We start from the raw sequence: 25,187 nt of genomic DNA, 5'->3' as shown, positions 1-25,187 counted from the left end.
TATTATTAAAATATTTAATATGAACTCGAAAGCTCTTATTCAACTTCTCACAAGGAATCTATTCACGCAACGCGGTGCTAGTATACATTTCTTGATTATTCCTGTAATATTAATAAGTTTTAGCATAGCTCCCCTATCAATTCATTCACAAAATAATAAGGATCCCTTTAATATTGAGCAAATAGCAGCATTTCAAAAACCCCAACAAGTAATGCTAATTTCTGAAAAGGAATTGCCAATTGGACAATTACAAAAAGGCCAACATGCATTCAATTTAAAAACTAATTCTATTAGTAAGTTAAGAAACAATTACCATGAGTTAATTTCATCAGAAATTCCTGATGGAAACGGTAAAGCACACAAATTTATATATACAGAATATAACTTTTTTTCTCCAGAATTTGAAATAAATCTTCTAAAAGAGAATCAAATTATAAAGTTAAACAATGTAGACCGGGGATTGCATCTTAAAGGCATCCAAAAAAACAATTCAAATTCAATTTCTAGCTTAAGTATATTTGAAAACGAACTTTATGGGAGTGCTTATAATTCAGATGGATTAAAAATAAACATTACCCCTACGCGATCTTCTGAATATCAATCGGCACTATGTTTAATTACAGATGAAAACTTAGTGGATTTTAGCAATTTAAAATTTGAATGCAATACAGACGATTTCAGACATTATATAGGCAGTGAGCTATCTGTTAGTAGTCGATTGAATGATAATTGCAAATCCGTACTAATTTCAATCGATGTAGATTATGCACTCTATTTAAAATTTAAAGGGAATGTCCAAAACATTTCAAATTATGTAACGGGTCTATTTAATAATGTGCATACGCTTTATAAAAAAGAAGCCATTTCTATTGCCCTTAGCCAAATAAATATTCATGCTAACGAAGATCGATTCACTCACAGAACTGCCAGCGAAGATTTAGAAAGTTTTAGAACGAGATATCCTAATACAAAAAAGATCATTAAACTATTGCTTTCTGGATATGAAAAAGATAAAATTGCAAGTCTGGGAGGTATTTCTTATATTAATACGCTTTGCACACCTTCCTATTCATACGCATTTGTAAATGTAAATGGTACATTTGAAAATTACAGCATATACAGTTGGGATATTTTTGCCACTACGCACGAACTTGGACACATAATGGGTTCAAGGCACACGCATGCTTGTGTTTGGGGGCCAAAAAATAACGCCGCATTAGACAATTGCGCTAAAGTTGAAGGAAGTTGCGGCAATCCTGGGATACCAAAAAAAGGAACGATTATGAGTTATTGCTTCCAAACCGGTATGCCCGGAATTGATTTTTTATTAGGTTTTGGGACAGAACCGGGTAATTTAATAAGATCTAAAATAGCCAGTTCCAAATGCTTAAGTTCATATACTCCTGGCACAAAAACAATAACAAAACCCAACAGTAAAATAGAAGCCAATGTTGAATGTTTTGATGGAATTTATACGCATTACTATTTTGACAACAACACCATTGATCCAACGGATGATGTGTTAATTCTATCAATAAATAAAAAATCAAACGACATTGGCAATCTAACAGATGGCAGTCTTAAAATTGCATTAAACACAACCAAAGACTATTCTGAGTACAAATTAACACCTATAACTGCCTTGTATGTCAATCCTTTGACTAGTTGGAATGTTTTAAATAAATATTGGACCATTGAATCAAATAAAATTCCTAAAAATTCTCTTTCCCTTGTTTACTATTTTGGAGTAAATGATATCAATGCATTTTCTACCAGTAAACTTGCAACTGGAATAAATGATTTAAACGTGTATATGCTTTCAAATAGCACCAACCCATCTCCTTCTAGTAATCATGCAGGTGCGACAAAGGATGCCGCTGTATTGATTGGATCAGCTACTAAGATGCCGGGAGGCTTTACTTATTCAAAAATTGATTCGACGCTGTATTCAATTGAAATCAATAGCAGTTTCCTTGGAAGCAGTGGAATTGGTGTAAACGTTAAATTAATAGATGCCGTAAATTTTACCCAATTAAACGCTGCTTATAGTGGTGGCTATAATACGACTTCTTTTACGGCCTCTGGCGAAAATAATATTGTCCGTTATGTAATCGAAAGAAGTTCAGATCAAATTCATTTTGATTCAATTGGCATGCTTACTTATAAAACACCATCAAGTACAAATAATGCCTATAAGCATTCCAGACTTGGATCCGAAGAAAAGGAGTTTATCTACCGAATTCGTGCAGTTACAAAAACAAATCAATGGACGTATTCAGCACAATTTTCACAAAATAATCCATACGATGGAACCAGCGGTTTGTCAGCCTACCCAAATCCAGTCAAAACCGGAACACTATATATTGATTATACAAACAAGGCGGCAGCGCAGTCTGTAACCATAACAATCAATGATATCTATGGCCGCGTTCTTAAAAATTACAAAACAGAAATATTAAGTGGAAAAAATACCCTAAATATTTCAACTACAGAACTGCCGGAAGGCTTAAATTATCTTAACTTAAGCACCAAAACAGAAAATTTAAAAGTCAGTTTTAGTGTTCGAAAATAACTAATGGAGATCCGCAGTATTGAATTTAACTATGCTTTTGTTTCAAGGGGGTCAATGCTTGATTCACCTCAGAAAGAACTATTAGATGCTGCTTTGAATGCTTCGGTTAATGCCTACGCACCATACAGCCAATTTTATGTTGGAGCAGCCATCCTTTTAGAAAATCATAAAATCATTTCAGGTACAAATCAAGAAAACGCATCCTATCCTTGTGGGATTTGCGCCGAAAGAGCTTTATTATATCATTATGGGAATTTGCAACCAAAATTAAAAATTATTAAAATGGCTGTTACTGTTGCAAACAAAAACTTAAAAAATCTATCCCCAATTGCTCCTTGTGGACTTTGCAGACAAGTAATGTGCGAATTCGAACAAAACAACGGATCCCCAATCGAATTAATACTTGGACATCCCGAACATGAAAGCATCATCATTCCTGAAATTAACAAGCTACTTCCGTTTGTTTTCAATTCAGACTATTTATTCAAGCCTGTTTAAAGTCTATTTTCCTTGGCATAATTTATAGCATCCAAATAATCTCGTTCAGTATCAATACCAATACCATGGGCATCTACCAGTCCAACTTGAATATGGTATCCATGTTGCAACCATCTTAATTGTTCTAATTTCTCAAACCCTTCGAGAGCTGTTGGTTTAGATTTGGCTAATTTTAACAAAACTTCATGCTTGAAGGCATAAATCCCTATGTGTTTCAACCATTCAAAATTTGGTGATTCAGTATTCTTTTCTCTTAAATAAGGAATGCTGGCTCTGCTAAAGTAAAGAGCCTGATTCGTCAAACTGGTTACTATTTTAACTACATTGGGATTATCAATTCCTTCAGAATTCTGTATTCGAACTGCTAAGGTGGCAATATCTGTCTGATTAAAACGGATGGAATCACACAAAATCTCAATGTGCTTTGGATTTATAAAGGGCTCATCCCCTTGTAAGTTTATAATAAATTTTGTATCCGAAAGGGTCTCTGCAAGTTCAGCAATACGATCTGTCCCACTTTCATGCTTGAGTTTGCTCAAAAAACATTCCGCTCCAAATTCAGTGGCATGATCAAATATCAATTCGCTATCCGTAGCAATGAATACCTTATCTAAAACTGAGCATTGCAAAGCACTTTCATAAACCCTTTGTAAAATCGATTTGCCTTCTAATTTTAACAATAATTTCCCTGGCAGACGGGATGAATCAAATCGCGCTGGTATTATTGCTACCATTTCAAGACCCATAAAATAAAATTAAAATAAACATATTAAATAATTTAATAATATATTTGTAGTTAGTACTTAAAACATTATGTTAAATAAAACCCTTATATTCAATCTGTTATGTCTTCTGACGCTTAATCTTTATGGGCAAATTACTCATGAACTAGAAGATTTTAGTCAAATCCAAATAGAAGAAAACCAAGATCAAATTCTATATTTTAATCACAAGGTTACTAAAAAGGAATCTCTTTACAGAATTTCACGAATCTATAATATTTCTACCAATGCACTTTATAGCTTTAACCAGTTTCAACCGGATGATCTATTGAAAGAAAACAGTCTATTAAAAATTCCATTTGATCCGACTAAACTAATAGTTGACAAAAAAGCGAATTCGTTTCCAATTTATTACAAAGTCCAGGCTAAAGAAAATTTATATGGCTTAAGTAAGCGGAAATTAAAAATTGATAAAAAGATTCTTAAGAAATTAAATCCTCAAATAGAAACTTCATTTCAAGAAGGCATGCAAATTTTAGTAGGATATTTTCCTCTTGAAACCGTTCACGAAAACGAATCTGAAACAGCTGAAATAAATGCGATTATAGCTAAACCAAGTGAACAAGTTTTTACAAAGGAATCACGAGGCGTAGCAATTAGCGAATCGGTTGTCCTTGGAGATGGGCGCTTATTTGCTTTACACAATGAAGCAAAGATTGAATCGATGATAGAAATTATTAATCCAATCCAAAACAGAAAAGTTCTTGCTAAAGTGATTGGTAGAATTCCACCCATTTACGAAAAAGATGTTAAAGTTTTGGTATCAGCTGAAGTAAGCAGACAATTAGCTGTGATTGGAAAAAGATTTTTTGTCAACATTCGATACCGCTGAGAGAATCCTTTAGCTTTGCAGAAATTTTAGTTATGCACTATTTTAACAATATTCTTGAAACCATCGGAAAAACCCCATTAATAAAACTTAACAAAGTCGTTGATGATATCCAGGCCCTTGTATTAGCGAAAGTCGAAACTTTTAATCCAGGCCATTCTATTAAAGACCGCATGGCTGTTAAAATGGTTGAAGACGCTGTAAAATCTGGTAAAATTAAACCAGGTGGCACGATCATTGAATGTACCAGCGGCAACACGGGTATGGGACTTGCTTTAACAGCTTGTGTTAAAGGCTACAAATGCATTTTCACCACCTCTGACAAGCAATCTAAAGAAAAAATTGATTTATTGAAAGCACTAGGTGCAGAAGTCATCGTTTGCCCTACCAATGTGGAACCTTCAGATCCAAGGTCCTATTATTCAGTAGCCGAAAAGCTAAGCAAAGAAATTCCCAATTCGTTTTGGTGCAATCAATACGATAATTTATCTAACACTACGGCACATTATGAAAGTACGGGTCCTGAAATATGGGAACAAACCGATGGCAAAATCACTCATTTGGTTGTTGGAGTTGGAACAGGTGGAACCATTTCAGGTACTGCAAAATATTTGAAAGAGAAGAATCCGGCTATAAAAGTTTGGGGTATCGATACGTATGGGTCTGTATTTAAAAAATATAAGGAAACTGGAATCTTTGATGAAAAAGAAATTTATCCATATATAACGGAAGGGATCGGCGAAGACATTCTTCCTAAAAATGTAGATTTTGATTTAATTGATTTGTTCGAAAAAGTTAGTGATAAAGACGGGGCCATTTTAGCAAGAAGGTTGGCCAGAGAAGAAGGCATATTGCTGGGATATTCATCAGGTTCAGCAATGGCGGGACTTTTGCAACTTAAAGACAAACTCAAGAAAGATGATGTAGTTGTTATTATTTTTCATGATCATGGAAGTCGTTACATTGGTAAAATTTACAATGATGAGTGGATGCGCCAAAGAGGATTTCTTCAAACAGAATTGTTGGTTTCAGATTTGATTAAACAAAAAACTGATAAAAGCTTTTACAGTGTTTCTGCAAATGAAAGTATTCGGAATGTGCTTACAATGATGAAAACACATGATATTTCTCAACTTCCTCTAATGGAAAACGACCAGATCATTGGTACAATTTCCGAAAGTACGGTATTGAATTTTATTATAGAAAACCCTTTAAATAATCCGGAAAAACAAGCCCGGTCCATCATGTCAGACCCCATGCCGAAGGTCTCCTTACAGACTCCTTTAAGCACTTTAAACAAATATTTTTCAGAAAAAATTCCCGGAGTAATTACTCAAGATCAGCTTGGTAATTTTCATGTATTGACAAAATATGATATCATCCGGGCCCTATAATTTTTTTAGCGAAGGCGAATTTATGTGTATATCGCTTTAGCGTTTCGTTATAAATACCTCTTTCGTCATATCGATCCTGCCTAACAAAACCAGAGGCGTGAATTGCTGTCTCTTTATCCATTGCAATCGCAACATGTATAATTCGACCTTGGCTGTTTTCGTAAAATAAAAGATCTCCCTGTTCTTGCTGACCAAAAAACAGATCCAAGCCTTGTTGACATTGCAAATCCGCGTCTCGGGGTAAATTAATCCCAATGAATCGATAAACTAATTGACTTAATCCAGAACAATCTATGCCAAAACCGGTTCTCCCTCCCCACAAATAAGGGGCCCCTTCCAATTGCTCAGTAACGCAATTTATAGCTTCTGCTATTTCTAAAACTTCAGAAGATTGACCAGAAGAAATCCTAATATTATCATCGACAAGCGAACCAATTGGGATTTTAAACTGATGATTTTGTGTCCTATGTACGGTAGCTAAAAAACTAGTAATAATTTTAGGTTTAATCAAAGCCTCGGAATCTATAAAAGTATCCATGCGATTTTCCATCCAACCTTCATACCCATCTGAATTCGACTTAATAAAAAACCAATCTTCCTGTTGCTGGACTACCGAAAAACATTCCCCAAATAACAACTGACTAATTAATTCAGACTTATGAGAAGGTTCTTTTCGAATATTGACCAACGGAATGGCAATTTTTCTTAACATTTTGGATCTGTAATGGTACTAAAATTAATACTATCTTGCAACTTGATTTAATTTTAAGCAAATGCTAAAATATTCATTTTTTCTGTTTTTCTCTCTATGTGCAGAGTTAATAAATTGTCAGGAAGTAAATTTTTCTCAATTCAATACCATTGCGCCCTATTACAATCCGGCTTTTACCTCTGCGTTTACTGGAAATTACCGGGTTAGTGTACTTCACAGAAATCAATGGATTGGCTTTAGTGACCAGCCCATTTCCAGCTTTTGCATTTTAGGTGATATTAAATTTGATTTTGGCATTCAAAATTTTAAATCAGATTATTTTGGAGCTTCGGTCTATTTTATAACAGACCGCGCACAACAATTTGATTGGAACAACAATGAAGTTTCAATATTACTTGCATACCATAAACTACTTGATAAGTCAAATTCACAATATATTTCGTTAGGCATCGGGGTAGGAATTACACAACGCTCCATAAACTATGACAATTTATATTTTGAAGATCAATTTGATGGTTTAAATAAATACAATGGCAGCACTTCTGAACTTTTACCACCAAATATTTTTTCCAAACCAAGTATAAAAATTGGTTTGCAGCATCAAGTTCGTTTAAAATCAAAATTTAAACTTCAATCTGGACTTGCTATTCATCATATTTTCCGACCAGATGTTTCCTTTTATAAAGATTTTGATAATATCGATTATACAGGAAGCAATTCCTTGAAATCAGACATTAAAATTACAGGAATTGTAAATGCAAATTATAAAATAAATAATTTCACAGATTTAATTCCAAAACTATTGATCAGCAATCAAGGTCCTCATTTTTTAACAAATTTAGGCATGAGTATTCGCAGATCGTTTTACAATTTAAATCAAACGGCCATACATGCCGGTATGAATACAAGACTTATAAAAAATCTTGGTGGCATTATCCCAGCTGACTTAGGGTTTTTATTAGGTTTTGAAATTAAAAGCTTTATCATTGGCATGCATTATGATTTTGGAATCCGTGATGTAGCAAAATATGCTTCGCCTACACACAGCATTGAAGTAAGCTTAAGCCTAATAGGGAATTATGACAACGAGGGATTTATTTGTCCAACATTTTAAAGTTCATTCGCTGTAGATTAATTTTTCACTAAGAATCAGTCTTAACACTATTGAAAATACGATCCTTATTGACGAACTTTCATTTAAATAATCCTAAAACGATTTATAACCTGTAATTTCAAGACCATAAGCTTGAAGAGCAACCGTTTTTCGAGGTGTATTAGAGATGATTTGCATTTTCCGAACTCCTAAATCATTAAGAATTTGGGCTCCAATTCCAATTTCACGTTGTTGTTGTTCATTTCTGTGTAGATCTTGTATGTTGGCAGGATCCAATTTAATAAATGGTTGCCAGGATTGGTCTTTGCTGGTTAGAAGCAGGATTACGCCAAATTCTGCCTGAGAAATTGCTTTGAAACTTCTTGATAAACTAGCGTTTTCAGTATCCACAAACAAATCCATGAGTTCTGAAAAAACATCGGCATGTTGCACCCTCACCAAAGCTATTTTTTCTGGATCACCCTGACCTTTAACTAAAGCCACATGAACGTCTCCGGAATTTGTTTGTCTGTATTGTATAAGCTTCATCGTTTGCCCATGAATGATTCGATCCATAACTTTTTCAACAGTTACCAATCGTTCGCTTCGCAATCGATATTCTACCAAATCATTGATGGAAATAATTTTAAGTTGTAATTTTTCAGCCTTCACAATCAAATCTGGCAAACGAGCCATTGATCCATCTTCATTTAAAATCTCAACCAAAGCACCTGCAGGCGTCATTCCAGCTAATTTGGCTAAATCAACAACTGCCTCCGTATGCCCTGTTCTCTGCAATACACCACCAGATTTTGCCCTTAAAGGAAAAATATGGCCGGGTCTTGCAAAATCTGAATCAACAAATTTTACATCTGCCAAGGCTTTTATTGTCAATGCCCTGTCAAATGCAGAAATACCTGTTGAACATCCATAGCCTATCAAATCCACTGAAACGGTGAAAGCTGTTTCATGAAGTGAGGTGTTATTTCGCACCATTAAGGGTAAATTCAAAGAATCTGCTCGCTTTTCATCTAATGGGGCACAAATCAATCCACGTCCTTCCGTTGCCATGAAATTTACAATTTCTGGACTTATGGTTTCTGCGGCACAAATAAAGTCTCCCTCATTTTCTCGGTCCTCATTATCAACCACAATGATAATTTTTCCATTTTTAAAGTCTTGGATTGCTTCTTCAATTGTATTAAACCGAATCATGATATATTACTTCTTTTTGGTGGTTGCCAGGTTACTAATTGTTTGCCTGAAACATAGATAATAAACCCATTTAAAAGTGCAAGGTTCATATAAAAAAAATATCTGATAGCCCGAAACGGTCTTAAATGGATCCCTAAATATTGCAATACAAAGTCCAAAACTGGAATTCCAAAAATGAGCGCAACTAATGAGAGGTTGATATACCCGAATTGATTGGAGCCTAATAACCATAATCCTAAAGATGAGAATAACATTCCAAGAAAAAGAAAAGGGCCAATCCACCTTAGGAATTTATGTGAAAAAAATGCGTAAGCTAGACGCAATGGTTTCTTATAAAGTCTGTCCCAAAAAATGGCTAGATTTTGAAAATTGCCAATTGAAATTCTCGATTTTCGTTTAAATTCCTCATGCATTTGGTTTGGAATTCCTTCTATACAGCTAGCATTCGGATTAAGTAGACTAATTCCATTTTTAATCATTGCCATCATTGTAATATAAAAATCATCCACAATTAAATGATTAGGAATTTTTTGGAGGTAACTTGAGCGTATTGTAAAACACCCTCCAAATGCACCCATCATGCAACCAAGTACTCTTCCTTCCAGGAATTTTAATTTAGTTTCTAAAGACATGTATTGGCCTTCTGCAAGAGAAATGCCATCACTTCTTAGATTTTTTTGGATTATACGTGAATCAACAACAGCAACCGCAGGGTTAATAAATTCAGAAACCAAAATAGCAATGGTTTCTGAATTCAGAATAACATTCGCATCTGTAAACAAAATAATATGATTATCAGATTGCGGGGTAACCTTATAAGCCTCTTCTATTAAGTCATTAATCACATTCGTTTTACCGCGCCTCGAGTTAAATGAGAAAAAATAAATATTATGGTATTTAATTTTTAGGGCCTTAATGAGCTCATTTGATCCATCATCTGATGCATCAGAACCTATAAAAAGTTTTATTTTATCAATTGGATATTCTGAATTTAACACCGAATGTACTTTCCTTTCTATTATATCCGCTTCATTATAAACAGAAGTAATGCAGGAAACAACAGGAAGATCTTTAGCTTCTGTTGCCAAAGCAGATTTTTGAGGGCGAATAAATATATTAGCGACAACTAAACTAATTGGGTAAATAATATAACTATGCAGTATTAAAATACAGGATAGTGCAAATAAAAGTTCAAGAAAAAAAGACATTTTATAGATAATTCCTACAGTAGGCTGTGCGAATGTAATGCCTTTTTGTATGCATGGATCAATTTTCCTGCTAATTTAGAATTTTCAAAATTTTCCATAACAAAATTCCGGGCATTTTCACCTATTAGTCTCAGGCTATCGTAACGATTCTTACATTGACTTATACTTTCAACAAAATCATCCACACTATTCGCAATAAAAACTTGGTCTTTATGCTTGGCGCTAATGCCTTCCAAACCTATAGAGCTTGAGATCACTATGCGTCCTAAAGTCATTGCTTCCAGAATTTTTACCCGAATACCTGAACCTGCAAAAACGGGTACAACCAATATTGGGTATCGGTTTAGAAATTCGGTTGAATCACGAACTTCCCCATGAAAAAATGTTTTTTTGATTTATATCTGAAATATCTTTTGGAGCATTCCGACCCGCAATATGAAATTGCAAATCCGGAAATTTATTCATTAGTACTGGCCAAACTTCTTGAACAAACCAACGCACCGCTTCAATATTGGGCATCCAATCAAGAGATCCGATAAAGGAAAGCATCATGGGTCTATTAAAAGCACTGTAATCAATTTGATTTTCTAAAACTTCAAAACCAACCGGTGAGGCCAAACATCCATTTTTATAACCCAAAGATTTAAACTGTACTAAATCCCTATCTGTAATTGCCACCAAAAAATCATAATCATTTAAAGATTTGATTTCAAAATTTCTCAATTTCTTACTTAAATAGTTAAGATAAAGCTTTTTAGGAAGTGAAGGCACTTGCATGGCAATACGCTGCCAGATCTCATGCTCAATATTATGGGCACGTAAGACTACCATTGCTTTTGAATACTTCTTAATAATACTAAGAAATGGAGCTAAATACAAAGTCTCCAACTGAATGATATCATACGTCTCCTCTTGAAGTAATTGCTCTAATTTTATCGAAAATTCAGCAGAAATAAATCGGGTGATATGATAGGATTCCTCAGAAAAAATATTTTTAAATGCTTCAGTCCATCTAATTTTATTATCTACGTTTACTGTTTCAATCCGAGCATAATAAGCCAATTCCTTTGGCAATCCTTTTGTGAGATCTACCCGATGCTTAGATGTATTCATGGCCAACAGACTCATTTCACAACCACTGTTGTGCAAGGCTTTACTCATTTGCAAAATAGCAATGGACTCACCATCTTTGGGTGGAAAAGGAAATTTCTTGCTTAATTGTAGAATTCTCATCCCGAATTAGAAATGATTACTTAACCTGTGAAATTAGTACCTGCAAAATTAAATTCTTTATTGAACATTAATTCAAATTCCAATATTAAACTGATTAGTAATACTTTTTATTTCGTAAAACCATGAATTACATTTGCATATACAAATTTATTTTTAAATACAATTCAACTATATTCATAAATGATTGAATGCAAGGGCATTAAGAAATTTTATCAACAACTGGAAGTCTTAAAAGGGATTGATCTATCAGTAAAAACGGGTGAATTTATCAGTATTATTGGTGCATCAGGTGCAGGAAAAAGTACTTTACTTCATATTATCGGCAGTCTAGATCAAGCAGATGAAGGCACAATACAAATTGACGGTACTGCTCTTAATTCTTTAAAATTAAAGGCACTTGCACAATTCAGGAACAAACACATTGGCTTTATTTTTCAGTTTCATCATCTCTTGCCAGAATTCTCAGCACTTGAAAATGTATGCTTGCCTGGATTAATTGCCGGACGAAAAGAAAATGAACTTAAGATTCAAGCAACTGACCTACTTCATAAATTGGCAATGGAAAATCGTATGGACCATAAACCAGGTCAGTTATCTGGAGGTGAACAACAACGAGTTGCCTTGGCACGTGCATTGATCAATAATCCAAAAATACTCTTGGCAGATGAACCTACAGGCAACTTGGATGAACAAAATGCAAAACAAGTTCTTAATATGATTATGAATTTAAAATCAGAAAATAACATGACTGTTATACTTGTAACCCATGATACCCAAATTGCTTTAAATGCTGATCGCACCTTAACGATGCGGGATGGAAGGGTTGTAAATTAAAAATTACGAATTACGAATTACGAATTAGTAAATAATACTATTTAATAAAAACACGATCTGTATGTACACTCAATTTCATAAACTTTTGAATCAATCCACGTGGATAGTTACGTTGACTCTTTCTTTTTTACTAAGCTCATGCAAAAACGATAAGCTTCCTATATTGGGCTTACGAACTTTCGAGAACAATGATACAATCTATGCAAAAACACCTGATTTTGCACTTGAGAACCAATTTGGCCAACTTATAACTAAAGATTCCTTAAAAGAGAAATTACATATTGCTAATTTCTTTTTCACTTCATGCCCAACAATTTGCCCTAAAACGATTCGAAGCATGATGCGAATCGCTGATCACTTTAAAGGAAATAAGCAGCTTGTTTTTATTAATTTCAGTATCGATTTTAGAAAAGATTCTGTACCAAAACTTAACAGTTATTACGATAAATTAAATCATCCTTTAGATCAATTTCATTTATTACACATCCCCACCAAAGAAAAAATCAAGGAAATTTCAGAAAAATATATGAGTATTGCCGCAGAAGATCCTGACGCTCCAGGTGGTTTTGATCACAGTGGCTGGATCCTCCTCGCTGATTCAAAATTTCACTTAAGGTCCTATTGTTTAGGCACTGATGACAAAGACGTAGATCGTTTTATAAAAGATATACAAACTCTTTTGGATGAATCTAAATAAACTTTTTTTTGGTGCTATACTGCTCTTGGTTTTTGGATGCAATTATTCTACTGAAACTTATAAAGAAGGAAAAATACTTTTTACAACACAATGCGCCGGTTGTCATGGGGATCAATTTGAGGGGCTTGGCAATTTATATCCTTCACTTAAAGATGCTGCCTATATCAAAACTCAACGAACTCATTTAGCTTGCTGGATTCATCAAGGAATAGGAACACCTGCCGGACAGTTTAACTTAAGGCATTCAGATTTACCTATGCCACCAATTCCAAAGTTAAGTGCGGTTGAACTAACAAATATTTTAAATTACCTGAATTCTCAAATCTGGAAAATGAACGCATTTACAATTCAGGAAATCGAAACTCAACTTAAGACTTGCCCTGAAATAAGAAAAATTCAATAGATTTTTAAACAATCATTTAAAAATGAAATGCGGCTACCAATGATGGCAACACCGGCAATTGATTGACGCGCCTGTTTTCAATAACGTTAAAATAAAAAATATTTTTTCTATCATAAGCATTGGTAACCGCGGCTGTGATTTCCCAATAAATATTTTTACTGATTATTATTTTCCGCTTTAAAGAAAAATCCAATCTATGATAATACGGAAGTCTGCCTGAATTGATTTTATCTGAATAAATCACACCTATTGGGGCATTCTCAATACCAAAAACCGTTTCAAGTCCTTTTGGAATTTTATTATCTTCAATAAATCCCTGGATCTTGGTAAATGCAAAGCCTGAACCTAAATTCCATCTTAACCCTGCCTGCCATACATTTTTATGTCCAAATTGATAATCTAAAACCAAATTTGCATTGTGCCTTCTATCAAATAATGCTGGAAATTCTTGCTTACCATCATTTCTATTGACATAGCCTAACGAGTAACCCAACCAAACACTCCAATTTACCCAATTTGATTTTACAAGTATGTCTAAACCATATGCATCACCAGTTTCAATAGCATAACTGGATTCTTCAACAGTCCTTTTATTTCGATTTAACTGGTAAAGTTTATCAAAATTTTTATAATAAGTTTCTACATTGACATCTGTATTCTCATTCAAATCCAATTCAAATCCAAAAACTGCATGGCTTGCTTTGATAAGATCAGGACTTGTGATAAATCCAACAAATAAATTCACAATATCTCGTTCACTTACCGAACTCATTAAGTTTTGAGTGTAAATGCCTCCTGCAGCCTTTATTCTAAAATCATTTCCAACATTGTATTTTAATCCAAGTCGTGGTTCGACGGAAGTCTTTTTTAAAGATGCATAATATTGAAATCTCAAACTTGGATCAATAACCCATTTTCTAAATGCCTTTCTATATTTAAAATAACCTGCCAATTCCGTATTATAGTCTTTTTGACTTACCGGGATTTTCAGAAAATTAGTAAAATTAAAATCTGTACTAAATGCATCAAATTCAATTCCATATTTAAATTCTGAATTCCTAGCAAAATATGTGAAGTCAATATTAGATTGAACACCTTTGATTTCACTTGATCTTGGCTCAGAATTTATTTCGTTTAATTTAATAAAATATTTTGAATATGCTACGTTTCCACCTACAATCACACTGGAGTTGGCTGGAATCAATTTAAAATTGGTTCCTCCTCCTGATGCATTCCAATCCAAATCAGCCAATCCAGCATATTCAACCTGATCGTTAAAATTAAATCCAAAAAAATTTAGAAAATTTCCATTGCTTCCAATAGTAGATATCTTTCCATAAAAATCTGTAAACTTAAATGGCAGACTGTTGGTCGAAGTATCAAATGCATATTTGTAGAGTGTTTTAGAGGTTTGGTCAATAAAAGAGGATTTAGCAGTTAACAAAAAGGACGTACTACCACTTTTTCCCTCTTTAAATTTTGAAATAGGTCCCTCAATTAATGCTTTTGCAAGAAATGGACTGGCAGAAGCAATGCCTGAAAGTCGGGTCTTGTTGCCTTCTCTGGTCTTCATATCTACAATAGCCGAAACCCTCCCTCCATATTCTGCTGGAAATCCACCGGTCAAAACATCAACAGAACGTATCACTTCCGTTTCAAAAACAGAAAAAATGCCAATGGAATGAAACGGGTTATAAACCGTCATCCCATCTATTAATATTCTGTTCTGAACCGGGGATCCTCCTCGTATATAAATTTGCCCTCCCTGATCTCCTGTACTGATTACACCCGGAATAATTTGTAAATATTGGGCTATATCTGCTTCACCACCTGTTGAAGGCAATGCTTTAATTTCTTTAGGCGTTACTGTTAACGTTGAAATTTTTACTTCAGTGCGCGCTTGTTGCTTTTTGCCAGATACACTGACCTCTCCTAATAAAGTACTAGATTCACTCATTACCAATTGTTTATTGATAATTTGGTTTCCTCTAACCGATATCACAACTTTTACGGTGTCAAAGCCAATATAACTCGCTACCAAGGTGTAATCTCCCTTTGCCACCGAAGAAATATTAAAAAACCCAAGATTATCCGTAATCGCACCGTAGGAAGTCCCTTCTAAATACACAGAGGTGAAAGCCAATGGCTCTCCGGTTATTTTGTTGTACACATTTCCCCGAATATCAGACTTTTGAGAAAAGGAAATTGAACTACAAAATAGAATACATAGTAATAGCAAACAAAACCTCATTAAATCTAAATTTAGTCTGCAAAAGTACAATTTCAATTTCTTTAATTAATGAATTTAACGAAAGCGGGTAAACGATCTTCTGTTTCTGCTTGTTAGACTTCCATGACATTTGATAAAATACCCAAAATTCAAGGTATTCAGTTTTTTTATGACCCTGGCTATTTGTCAAATAAAAGCTTGTATGATAGGCTTTTAGAGATTTTTAGAGCACTTTTTATTGCAAGTTCAGGACAGGTGGATGCGCTTTTTGAGTGGATGAATGAGCTTGATAAACGTTTCAATATTTTTGAACCAAACTACGGTTTGCCTGATTTTATTGAAGAATTAAAGCGAAATGGGTATTTGAAAGAAGGAATCGACCCAGAAATTCAATACAGTCCTACCAAGAAACTGGAGCTAGATTTAAGAAAAAATGCTTTTGAATCTATTTTTGGCAAACTCCGTAAAGGGCTTACGGGAAAACACAAATTAAAAAAATCGGGCACAGGAGAAGAAGCATCCGATTCTTTAAAACCATTTGAGTATGGAGATCTGTTCCAAAACCTACAAGCTTTTGAATCTGTTAAAAATGCCTTCATAAATCATGGTTCAAAATCATTTAGAATTGAAGAATCGGATTTGATCTCTAAAGAATCCATCCATGAGTCTCAATGCAGCACCGTCTTAATGATCGATATTTCGCATTCAATGATTTTATATGGAGAAGATCGAATCAGTCCAGCTAAAAAAGTAGCGCTTGCTTTGGCCGAAATGATTCACCGATATTATCCAAAAGACAAATTAGATTTTGTAGTTTTTGGTGATGAAGCTTGGCAAATCGAATTGAAAGATATTCCTTATCTTGAAGTGGGTCCCTATCACACAAACACAGTAGCCGGATTAAATCTGGCATTGGAGCTGCTTAACAAGAGAAAATCATCCAACAAACATATCATGATGATAACTGATGGAAAGCCGAGTTGCATTAAACGCGGAAAAGAGCTTTACAAAAACTCTTTTTGGATTGGATCGATTTATAGTTTCCAGAACCTTAGCGGTTGCCCGTAAATGCAGAAAACAAAAAATAGATTTAACAACCTTCATGGTTGCTTCGGATCCTTATCTGGTTGAGTTTGTCGAGCAATTTTCTAAAGAAGCCAATGGCAAGGCAATGTATACAAACCTCGATGGATTAGGAGAACATATTTTAATAAATTATGAAAACAACAAACGAAAAAATGGCAGTAAAAGATAAAGCGAGCACTCTAAAAGAATTAAAAGCAAGTAAATATACCTATCGAAGCATTCGAGAAGAACTTCGTCAAAATTTAATATCAAAAATTCGCACTAAAACGAGTCTGTTTAACGGCATTTACGGGTATGACCAGACTGTTATCCCGGATGTTGAACGCGCTGTTTTAAGTGGACACAATATTCTGTTTCTGGGATTACGGGGCCAAGCTAAAACCAAGATGGCACGTCAACTAATTCAATTGCTTGATGAATATATACCAATTATTAAAGGAAGCGAAATCAATGACAATCCGATTAATCCTATTAGCAAATACGGAAAGGAAATGATTGCAATTCATGGAGATGATTGTCCAATAGATTGGATTCACAGAAGCCAACGATATGTTGAAAAATTGGCAACCCCGGATGTTAGCATTTCTGATCTGATTGGTGACATAGATCCAATAAAAGCTGCTCAGAAAAACATTGCTTATGATGATGAATATGCAATTCACTTTGGCTTAATTCCCCGTTCGCACCAATCAATCTTTGTGATTAACGAATTGCCAGATTTACAAGCAAGAATTCAAGTTGCCCTGTTCAATATTTTAGAGGAACGTGACTTGCAAATTCGAGGATTTAAATTTAAACTTCCACTGGATGTGTTTTTTATATTTACTGCAAATCCCGAAGATTACACCCAACGCGGAACAATAATTACCCCATTGAAAGACCGGATAGAAAGCCAAATCCTTACGCACTATCCAGAAGATATTGAAACAGCATTGCAGATAAGCCAGCAAGAAGCTCACATTCCAGAAAATATAAGAAAGAGTATTTATATCCCTAAATTAATGTTGCAGATTTTGGAACAAATTGCATTCACAGCTAGAGATAGTGAAATGGTTGATGAAAAAAGCGGCGTTTCTGCTCGTCTAAGTATTTCTGCTTTGGAATTGCTATACAGTACCATTGAAAGAAGGATGTTGATGAATAATGAACTCAAGGGATCTGCCCGCATCGCAGATTTACTTGCGATTGTTCCAGCCATAACAGGCAAAATGGAATTAGTCTATGAGGGCGAACAAATTGGAGCATATGAAGTGGCCCTTGCCATGATCAATGATTCAATTCTTGAACAATGCCAGCCATTATTTCCTAAAATCATTAACACAGGAAAACAGAAGACCATTAATCCCTATCAAACGATTTGTGATTGGTTTACCAAGGGCAATACTGTGAGTTTAGGCACAAACGATTCTGAATTAAAATTCAAAGAAAGCCTATCTCAAATACCTGAACTACAGGATTTTTTTAAAGTCAAGGATAAAAATGACATTTTATTTCTAAAAGAATGTATGCTTCACATTATTGCAGCATCCAATATTATCCAGAAAGAGTGGCAAGATCAACGGATTGTTTACAAGGATCAATTGGCTAGTATGCTGAATGATCTGGATTTAAGTACCAACTAAGCTGGACGATTAAATTTGCCTTTATTTCTATAGCTTGGGATGTCTGGTCGTTTAATGCTTTCAATCCCTGTTATTTCATTTATCTTTGTGATCGAATTAAAACTATTTAGAAATCCATTTAATATTTTCGAGTGAGTATACTTATTTTCTTATTGATAAGCTATGTTTTATTGTGCTTCAGCCTGAGTATTCTGTTTAAAAAAGTATCCATTGATGCATCAAAAGCCTGGATACCGGGTATCAATTTTGCAGAATGGTGTAAACTCATTGGTCGATCTCCACGCCATGCCTGGTGGCTACTTTTCCCGATTGTCAATTTTTTCATTTTTGCGGCCATGTGTGTAGACATGGTAAAATCTTTTGGAAAAATGAGTTTCTGGGATTCAGCTTTAGCGGTTGTTTATGCACTATTGGCTTTTTGGTTAATTGGCACAAATAAGTCAATAAAATTTATCGAACCAGCTTTTGCAAAAGAAAAAGAATTTTTAGATGAGATGCACGAAGCCCAAAAAAGGAAAGATTGGGCACGTGTACAGAGAATAAGAAATACTAATAAATATGCTCGAGGAGCAATTCGGGAATGGGTTGAATCAATAATTTTTGCAGTATTTGCCGCAGCATTTATTCGGATGTTTTTCATAGAGGCCTATGTGATTCCAACTCCTTCTATGGAAGGCACACTTAAAGTTGGTGACTTTCTATTTGTAAGCAAGGTACATTATGGCATACGGACACCAATGACCGTTGCGATGATTCCCTTGTTGCACAATCGAATTCCTAAATTAGATGTGGAGTCTTATTTTACCAAACCATCCCTTCCCTATTTTAGATTGCCTGCATTGACATCTGTAAAAAGAAATGACCCCTTCGTTTTTAACTGGCCGGTTGGCGACAGCGTTTATGTTACACCGAACAGAAGCTGGACGGATTTTCAAGTTAAAACACAAGCAGATGCTGCAAGAGAATGCAAAGGCTTGCCTTTAATTGTAAGACCACTCGATAAAAAAGACCACTACATTAAACGATGCGTTGCAATTCCAGGTGATAGCTTACAAATTATCGACCGGCAATTATACATAAATGGTAAAATGGCAGAAAATCCTGAGCATATGCAATATATGTATGAAGTCAGTTCGACTACCAGTAATCTAAGCATTAAAAAGCTAGAAAGCTGGGGTGTAAATACCAAGGATCCTTATTTTAAATATGGCATTATGTTTTTAGATGAAGCTCAATTAGCTAAAATCAAAGCAATGGGGCCCGATGTAACGGCAACACCCTATGAGAATCCTGACAAACGTTGCTTTCCATATGATGTAACCAATTTTCCAAATTGGAGTTTTAATGATTATGGCCCTATTTGGATTCCAAAAAAAGATGTAAAGATTCCAATAAGCCTTGAAAACCTTGCACTATATCATCGAATTATAAATGTCTATGAAAACAACAAGTTAGAGGTTCGGGATCAAAAAATTTATATCAATGGACAACAAACCGATACATACACATTTAAACAAGATTATTATTGGGCTATGGGAGATAACCGACATAATTCAGAAGATTCCAGAGCATGGGGATTTGTTCCGTTTGACCACGTCGTAGGAAAACCTTTATTTATATGGTTTAGTTTGAAAAATGGCAACTTCTCAGATGGAATAAACTGGAACCGAATCTTCACTTCTACAAATAAGATGTAAATGTATTTTAAGCACAATTTGATCCTGGGTATTTTGACTTTTGGAAATTCCCTTTTTTCTCAATTGCCTGGTTCATCTTTGTATTTATTGGATATTAAAAATCCATTGGATTCCAATTGGATTATAACTAAAATAAATTATTTGAGTGCTTTGAATCCTACCGGATACAATAATCAACCTTATTTTATTGACAACAATCATTTACTTGCCTGTATTCGAAAGCCAGAAAATAACAATACCGAAATTTATAAATTTGATTTATTAAATAAAACAGCTACTAACATTACCAATTCGGCTTCTAGTGAATATTCGCCAAGAGTCTATCCTGAAAATTCAGAAGAAATTAGCTGTGTTAAGGTTCCTGAAAATGATTCTACAATTCAAAATCTTGTAATATTAAACGCAAGCAATGGAAAGCAAGTTAAATTTATAACTAAAGATCATTCAAAAATTGGGTACTACAGGTATTTAAAAAACAAAACCTGGGTTTGTTATTTAGTACAAGAACCTCATGTCCTGAGTATTTACTCCGAACTAGATCGAACCCGGAAAATATTTGCATCATCCATAGGACGGTGTTTTGAAGTCGTAAATTTAAATGAAATATACTTTGTTCACAAAATAACTGAAGACCATTGGGTTTTAAAATCTTATAACATAGACACTGAAAAATCTAAAACAATTGCAAAGATGCCTCCAGGGGTTGAAGATTTTGTAATTAATAGTAATCAACAACTAATTTGTGCAAATAAAAGCAGTATCCTTCGCTTAAATGAATCAGGAACCTGGAGCATTCTAACAGATTTAAAGACTCTTAATATAACAAACATTGGGAGGATTGCCTTATTTGGAAACAGACTTGTGTTGGTTAACAGGAATGCTTCATGATATTTTATCAAGGAACAATCAATTTAAATTTATTTTCAAAACCTAAAAACAACATTGTAAGTTTAGTGCCATCTATTAGCTGGTATCTCTATGAACTCATTGATTCAAATTCAGTTGTTGGGATCAGTAAATTTTGTGAAATCCCAGATACCGTAAAATCAATTCCAAATCGAGTTGGAGGTACAAAAAACCCATGGCTTCAACGCATTAGACAAATTAAACCAGATTTAATCGTTGCAAATCGTGAAGAAAACACCAAAGAAGCCATAGAGGATTTAGCTAAAGAGTTTGATATATACCTAACCGATGTAAATGACCTCTCTTCTATGTATCAAATGATGCAGGAACTAGGAATTCTTTGCAACCAAGTTGCTATCGCGGATAATTGGATTTTTAAAATATCTGAGGCATATAAAAAATATATCATTGACGCACAAAATGAAAAACCCTTAAGAATCGTTTATTTGATTTGGAAAGATCCCTACATGGCTGCTGGCAAGAATACGTTTATAAATTCCTTTCTTAATGACACTGGATTTATAAATTGTTTCGGCCACTTGGATCGATATCCAATTGTTAGTATTGAAATGATTCAGCAAGTAAATCCAGATCTCATTTTCCTTTCATCAGAACCTTACCCTTTTAGTAACAAGCATTTTGATGAGTTTAGAAAGGCATCCTGTGTTTTGGTTGATGGAAAAATGTTTTCCTGGTATGGCTCATTTCTATATAAAAGTTTTGCCTATCTTAAAGCCTTGAAAGGCACATTAAATAGCATCTAATGAAAACAATGGTAATTACCCTACTATCTATTTATTGGTTAAATGGTCAAAACTTAATGGTTCCTCACCAGTATACTGTTAGTTTTAAATCGGATCACTCCAATCAAGGTTTTGGACAAAATTTAACCAGTCATTCCCCATTAAAATCTGTTATATATCTTAATGAATTTTATACAGTCGCAAGCCTTGAATTTAATGAAACGATGACCCGGACTGAAGAATTAAATTGGCTAAACAAACAAGAAAATATTCAACAATTTCAAGCTGTTTATAAAATGAATTCCAGAGGTTGCAATCCAAATGATTCCGCATATCTCGCCCAATACAATATGGAGAAAATGAAATTTGATGAAATCTGGTGTTATAAATCAAATGGCATTTCTGCTACTGGTGATACCTTGGTTGTTGCAGCAATTGATAATGGATTTAGTTATTGGTTAAATGATATTTTACCCAATGTATTTATCAATCGGTTAGAAATACCAGACAATGGCTTGGACGATGATTTTAATGGTTATCGGGACGACTATTATGGGCTCAATGCCCAAAGATCATCTTAAGGAGACAACCACAGTCCGGATAATCATGGAACTGAAGTTATATCTGTAATTGGGGCCAAAGGCAATAATACATTAGGAATCACGGGGACCAATCAAAATATTAAGATCTTGCTTTGTTCTGCTGACAATTCAAATGAATTGGTTAAATGTTACCATTATTTTGTTAAAATGAAACGGGACTATTTGAATTCAGGTGGCAAAAAAGGTGCTTTTATCGTCAGCAGCAATTTGTCAGCTGGTTTCAACGGGACATTTCCAATGGATCTACCCATTGTATGTCAAGCATACGACAGCCTTGGGAGTGTTGGTATTTTAAATTCAGTGGCAACAGTCAATAGTAACGACGATATTGGAATAACCGGCGACATCCCCGGCTTATGCCCTAGTGAATATATGATTTGTGTGACGAATACCGACCGGTATGACAGAAAAGTCACGGAATCTGGTTACAATCAAACCCATGTGGACCTTGGGGCCTGCGGCGAAAGCATCCCGATGGTTGGAATATCAGGTTTAATTACCGAAGAATCGGGAACCTCTTTTGCAAGCCCACATGTGGCTGGACTCATTTCCTTGCTTTATCAGTTTTGCTCGAAAATAAATATCCTAAACAAAACAGACCCTGCTTTGGCAGCCAAAGCGATGAAAGAAATTGTGTTATCCTGTGGAGATGAGCTTAGTACATTAAAAAACATCACGGCAACTGGTAAACGAATTAATGCCTTGACCGCATTGCAATACCTCAACAACTATTGCAGTGATTCAACCATAAAATTAGATATCTTATTGATTTTAAACAACTTAACAACTGGAAACATTCTGATTAAATTTAATCCGAGTCAATTTGGAACCTATCACTTACAACTTTATGATAATTTAGGCCGCATACTGGATGATTGGGATATTAATTTTGTACCTGATAATTATAACACATTTCAGACAGATATAAGCGCTTATGCTCCTGGCGTTTATCATCTTAGAGTGGATGGAAAGGGCCAAAAATGGGTAAAAAGCCTAATAAAAATTTAATAACTTTTATTTTCGTAAAAAATGCCTAATTTTGCCCTCTGTTTTTTGAAAGGCTCCGTAGCTCAATTGAATAGAGCACCTGACTACGGATCAGGAGGTTTAAGGTTTGAATCCTTACGGAGTCACAATTAGCAATTAAAAGAATAAAGGAAATATGTCTAAGGTATGTGATTTAACAGGTACAAAACCCATGTATGGGAATAATGTATCCCACTCCAACCGGAAGTCCCGCAGACGGTTTAACCCAAATCTTCAGCGCAAATCATTTTTTGTGCCTGAAACCAATGAATGGGTTCAATTAAAAGTTACTGCAAAGGCATTGCGGACCATCGATAAATTAGGTTTGTATGCTTACATGAAAAAACTGGCTAAAAAAGTTCAAAATAATTAATCATGGCAAAGAGAGCAAAAGGCAATAGACAGCAGATTATATTGGAATGCACCGAGCATAAAACAAGTGGATTGCCGGGTACTTCCAGATATATTACTCAAAAAAACCGCAAGAACACACCGGATAGACTTGAATTAAAAAAGTTTAATCCTATTTTAAAAAAATATACTGTTCATAAAGAAATTAAATAAGCATGGCTAAAGTATCTAAAAACGCGCGGGTTGCCCAGCGGGCAGCAAATGCAGGTTCCGGAAGAGATCATGTGAAAGTGATTAAATCCATTAAAGATCCAGTTACAGGTAAATACACCTATAAAGAATTAATCGTTCATAAAGATAAAGTGAAGGATTTTTTCGAACAATCGAAATAATTAGTGTCTAATCTAAATTTATATAAAGAAGCTCTACACCAGGGCTTCTTTTTTATTTAATATTACTACATGGGGTTTTTTGATAAATTTTTTAGCAAAGAAGTTGAACAGGATCTTACGAAAGGCATCCATAAAACCCGTGAAGGTTTTTTTTGGTAAAATAACTAAAGCCATTGCAGGCAAGAGTCATATTGATGATGACTTTCTCGATGAACTCGAACAAATACTTATAAGTTCAGATGTGGGATTAGATACCACCATTAAAATAATTGAAAGAATTCAAAAGCGAGTTAAAACCGACAAATATGTTGGGGTTGCTCAGTTAAATGAATTATTAAAAGATGAAATCGGAATTCTCTTAACAGAAAATAAAACAAGCGATCTCGATGATTTTCAAAGTGGACCTGAGCATCCATATATTATATTAGTAGTGGGTGTAAATGGTGTTGGAAAAACCACTACGATCGGAAAATTAGCTTATCAATTTAAAAAGCAAGGTAAATCTGTGATGATTGCAGCTGGAGATACTTTTCGGGCAGCTGCAGAAAACCAATTGAACATTTGGGCTGACCGGGTCGGTTGTTCTTTCTTTTCAAAAGGCATGGGAGCCGATCCCTCAGCCGTTGCATATGAAGCCACTCAGAAAGCGCTAATTGATAAAACAGATGTAGTAATTATTGATACCGCAGGACGATTGCATACAAAAATTAATTTAATGCATGAACTGTCTAAAATAACCCGATCCATTAGCAAGTCATTGCCAGGCGCTCCACATGAAGTGCTCCTGGTTTTGGATGCAACGACGGGACAAAATGCAATCGAGCAATGTCGTCATTTCACAAATACTGCCCAGGTAAGTGGATTGGTTTTGACAAAACTTGATGGTACGGCTAAGGGTGGCGTTGCTCTTGGAATTACAGATCAATTTAAAATTCCTATCAAATACATTGGCGTTGGAGAGCAAATCGATCAATTGCAGGTTTTTAATATTAAAGCTTTTGTAAATCTTCTCTTTTCACATTGAATTCGATATTAGTTAAAATTTTTAAATACTGCATTTCG

Annotated in this window: 24 protein-coding genes, 1 tRNA gene and 2 pseudogenes; 20 read left to right on the top strand and 7 right to left on the bottom strand. The window is 34.6% G+C overall.

Annotation, left to right across the window (positions count from 1 at the left end; all coding sequences use genetic code 11):
* Positions 1-19 precede the first annotated feature (19 nt).
* A complete protein-coding gene (locus IPK91_01595) occupies positions 20-2,572 on the top strand; it encodes a hypothetical protein (GenBank protein ID MBK8295986.1) in 2,553 nt (850 codons plus the stop codon).
* A gap of 54 nt (positions 2,573-2,626) precedes the next feature.
* Positions 2,627-3,070 carry a cytidine deaminase gene (locus tag IPK91_01590; GenBank protein MBK8295985.1) on the top strand — a complete coding sequence of 148 codons (444 nt, stop codon included), beginning with the start codon at positions 2,627-2,629 and terminating at the stop codon, positions 3,068-3,070.
* Here the strand turns inward: IPK91_01590 and kdsB are convergent.
* Positions 3,067-3,816, bottom strand: coding sequence for a 3-deoxy-manno-octulosonate cytidylyltransferase (kdsB, locus tag IPK91_01585; GenBank protein MBK8295984.1), 750 nt, complete (start codon positions 3,814-3,816; stop codon positions 3,067-3,069). The two genes, IPK91_01590 and kdsB, sit on opposite strands and share 4 nt — an antisense overlap.
* Before the next feature lie 67 nt (positions 3,817-3,883).
* Here kdsB and IPK91_01580 point away from each other — a divergent pair, with 67 nt between their 5' ends.
* A complete protein-coding gene (locus tag IPK91_01580; GenBank protein MBK8295983.1) occupies positions 3,884-4,684 on the top strand; it encodes a LysM peptidoglycan-binding domain-containing protein in 801 nt (266 codons plus the stop codon).
* A gap of 32 nt (positions 4,685-4,716) precedes the next feature.
* Positions 4,717-6,075, top strand: coding sequence for a pyridoxal-phosphate dependent enzyme (locus IPK91_01575; protein ID MBK8295982.1), 1,359 nt, complete (start codon positions 4,717-4,719; stop codon positions 6,073-6,075).
* Here IPK91_01575 and IPK91_01570 read toward each other — a convergent pair.
* Entirely contained in the window at positions 6,059-6,787 is a 729-nt protein-coding gene (locus IPK91_01570; protein MBK8295981.1) for a C40 family peptidase, read from the bottom strand. The two genes, IPK91_01575 and IPK91_01570, sit on opposite strands and share 17 nt — an antisense overlap.
* 61 nt (positions 6,788-6,848) lie before the next feature.
* Here IPK91_01570 and IPK91_01565 point away from each other — a divergent pair, with 61 nt between their 5' ends.
* Entirely contained in the window at positions 6,849-7,901 is a 1,053-nt protein-coding gene (locus IPK91_01565; protein MBK8295980.1) for a PorP/SprF family type IX secretion system membrane protein, read from the top strand.
* 93 nt (positions 7,902-7,994) lie between these two features.
* Here IPK91_01565 and ribB read toward each other — a convergent pair whose 3' ends face one another.
* The 4 genes from ribB to IPK91_01545 are packed head-to-tail and all read right to left on the bottom strand — an operon-like array spanning position 7,995 to position 11,536.
* Positions 7,995-9,095 carry a 3,4-dihydroxy-2-butanone-4-phosphate synthase gene (gene ribB / locus IPK91_01560; GenBank protein ID MBK8295979.1) on the bottom strand — a complete coding sequence of 367 codons (1,101 nt, stop codon included), beginning with the start codon at positions 9,093-9,095 and terminating at the stop codon, positions 7,995-7,997.
* Positions 9,092-10,303 carry a glycosyltransferase gene (locus IPK91_01555; protein MBK8295978.1) on the bottom strand — a complete coding sequence of 404 codons (1,212 nt, stop codon included), beginning with the start codon at positions 10,301-10,303 and terminating at the stop codon, positions 9,092-9,094. Before IPK91_01555 ends, ribB begins: the two co-directional genes overlap by 4 nt.
* A gap of 14 nt (positions 10,304-10,317) precedes the next feature.
* Positions 10,318-10,698, bottom strand: a complete 381-nt coding sequence (locus IPK91_01550) for a glycosyltransferase (GenBank protein MBK8295977.1) — start codon at positions 10,696-10,698, stop codon at positions 10,318-10,320.
* Positions 10,664-11,536, bottom strand: coding sequence for a glycosyl transferase family 1 (locus IPK91_01545; protein ID MBK8295976.1), 873 nt, complete (start codon positions 11,534-11,536; stop codon positions 10,664-10,666). Before IPK91_01545 ends, IPK91_01550 begins: the two co-directional genes overlap by 35 nt.
* A gap of 180 nt (positions 11,537-11,716) precedes the next feature.
* Between IPK91_01545 and IPK91_01540 the strand changes: the two genes are divergently transcribed.
* From IPK91_01540 to IPK91_01530, 3 genes are all read left to right on the top strand, one after another.
* Complete coding sequence (locus tag IPK91_01540; GenBank protein ID MBK8295975.1) at positions 11,717-12,370, top strand: ABC transporter ATP-binding protein; 654 nt, start codon at positions 11,717-11,719, stop codon at positions 12,368-12,370.
* Positions 12,371-12,431: 61 nt separating this feature from the next.
* The gene (locus IPK91_01535) at positions 12,432-13,067 is read left to right on the top strand and encodes an SCO family protein (protein MBK8295974.1); all 636 of its coding nucleotides are present in this window, start codon (positions 12,432-12,434) and stop codon (positions 13,065-13,067) included.
* Entirely contained in the window at positions 13,054-13,470 is a 417-nt protein-coding gene (locus tag IPK91_01530; protein ID MBK8295973.1) for a cytochrome c, read from the top strand. The genes IPK91_01535 and IPK91_01530 overlap by 14 nt, the downstream gene beginning before the upstream one ends.
* Positions 13,471-13,486: 16 nt before the next feature.
* Here the strand turns inward: IPK91_01530 and IPK91_01525 are convergent, their stop codons facing one another.
* Positions 13,487-15,721 carry a carboxypeptidase-like regulatory domain-containing protein gene (locus IPK91_01525; protein ID MBK8295972.1) on the bottom strand — a complete coding sequence of 745 codons (2,235 nt, stop codon included), beginning with the start codon at positions 15,719-15,721 and terminating at the stop codon, positions 13,487-13,489.
* Positions 15,722-15,847: 126 nt separating this feature from the next.
* Between IPK91_01525 and IPK91_01520 the strand changes: the two are divergent.
* The 12 genes and pseudogenes from IPK91_01520 to ftsY all read left to right on the top strand — a co-directional run bounded on the left by IPK91_01520 (position 15,848) and on the right by ftsY (position 25,149).
* Positions 15,848-16,955 (top strand): annotated as a pseudogene (locus IPK91_01520) (hypothetical protein).
* On the top strand, positions 16,939-18,408 hold the full coding sequence (locus IPK91_01515; protein MBK8295971.1) for an AAA family ATPase: 1,470 nt from the start codon (positions 16,939-16,941) through the stop codon (positions 18,406-18,408). Before IPK91_01520 ends, IPK91_01515 begins: the two are co-directional and overlap by 17 nt.
* Before the next feature lie 131 nt (positions 18,409-18,539).
* Positions 18,540-20,105: a S26 family signal peptidase gene (locus IPK91_01510; GenBank protein MBK8295970.1), complete on the top strand. Its 1,566-nt coding sequence runs from the start codon at positions 18,540-18,542 to the stop codon at positions 20,103-20,105.
* The gene (locus tag IPK91_01505; GenBank protein ID MBK8295969.1) at positions 20,106-20,993 is read left to right on the top strand and encodes a hypothetical protein; all 888 of its coding nucleotides are present in this window, start codon (positions 20,106-20,108) and stop codon (positions 20,991-20,993) included.
* On the top strand, positions 20,990-21,775 hold the full coding sequence (locus IPK91_01500) for an ABC transporter substrate-binding protein (protein MBK8295968.1): 786 nt from the start codon (positions 20,990-20,992) through the stop codon (positions 21,773-21,775). The genes IPK91_01505 and IPK91_01500 overlap by 4 nt, the downstream gene beginning before the upstream one ends.
* Positions 21,775-22,335, top strand: a complete 561-nt coding sequence (locus IPK91_01495) for a hypothetical protein (protein MBK8295967.1) — start codon at positions 21,775-21,777, stop codon at positions 22,333-22,335. Before IPK91_01500 ends, IPK91_01495 begins: the two co-directional genes overlap by 1 nt.
* Before the next feature lie 168 nt (positions 22,336-22,503).
* Positions 22,504-23,364 carry a S8 family peptidase gene (locus IPK91_01490; protein ID MBK8295966.1) on the top strand — a complete coding sequence of 287 codons (861 nt, stop codon included), beginning with the start codon at positions 22,504-22,506 and terminating at the stop codon, positions 23,362-23,364.
* A gap of 51 nt (positions 23,365-23,415) precedes the next feature.
* Positions 23,416-23,489 (top strand) — tRNA-Arg (locus IPK91_01485).
* A gap of 29 nt (positions 23,490-23,518) precedes the next feature.
* Complete coding sequence (rpmB, locus tag IPK91_01480; protein MBK8295965.1) at positions 23,519-23,755, top strand: 50S ribosomal protein L28; 237 nt, start codon at positions 23,519-23,521, stop codon at positions 23,753-23,755.
* A gap of 2 nt (positions 23,756-23,757) precedes the next feature.
* Entirely contained in the window at positions 23,758-23,946 is a 189-nt protein-coding gene (rpmG, locus tag IPK91_01475) for a 50S ribosomal protein L33 (protein ID MBK8295964.1), read from the top strand.
* Between the two features lie 2 nt (positions 23,947-23,948).
* Positions 23,949-24,125: a DUF4295 domain-containing protein gene (locus IPK91_01470; GenBank protein MBK8295963.1), complete on the top strand. Its 177-nt coding sequence runs from the start codon at positions 23,949-23,951 to the stop codon at positions 24,123-24,125.
* A gap of 69 nt (positions 24,126-24,194) precedes the next feature.
* Positions 24,195-25,149, top strand: a pseudogene (gene ftsY / locus IPK91_01465) (signal recognition particle-docking protein FtsY).
* The last annotated feature ends 38 nt before the right edge of the window (positions 25,150-25,187 follow it).

It is taken from the genome of Saprospiraceae bacterium (assembly GCA_016712145.1).
Taxonomy (GTDB): domain Bacteria; phylum Bacteroidota; class Bacteroidia; order Chitinophagales; family Saprospiraceae; genus Vicinibacter.
Note: the sequence above shows the minus strand (reverse complement) of the source record. Positions and strands in the feature narration are given on the sequence as shown.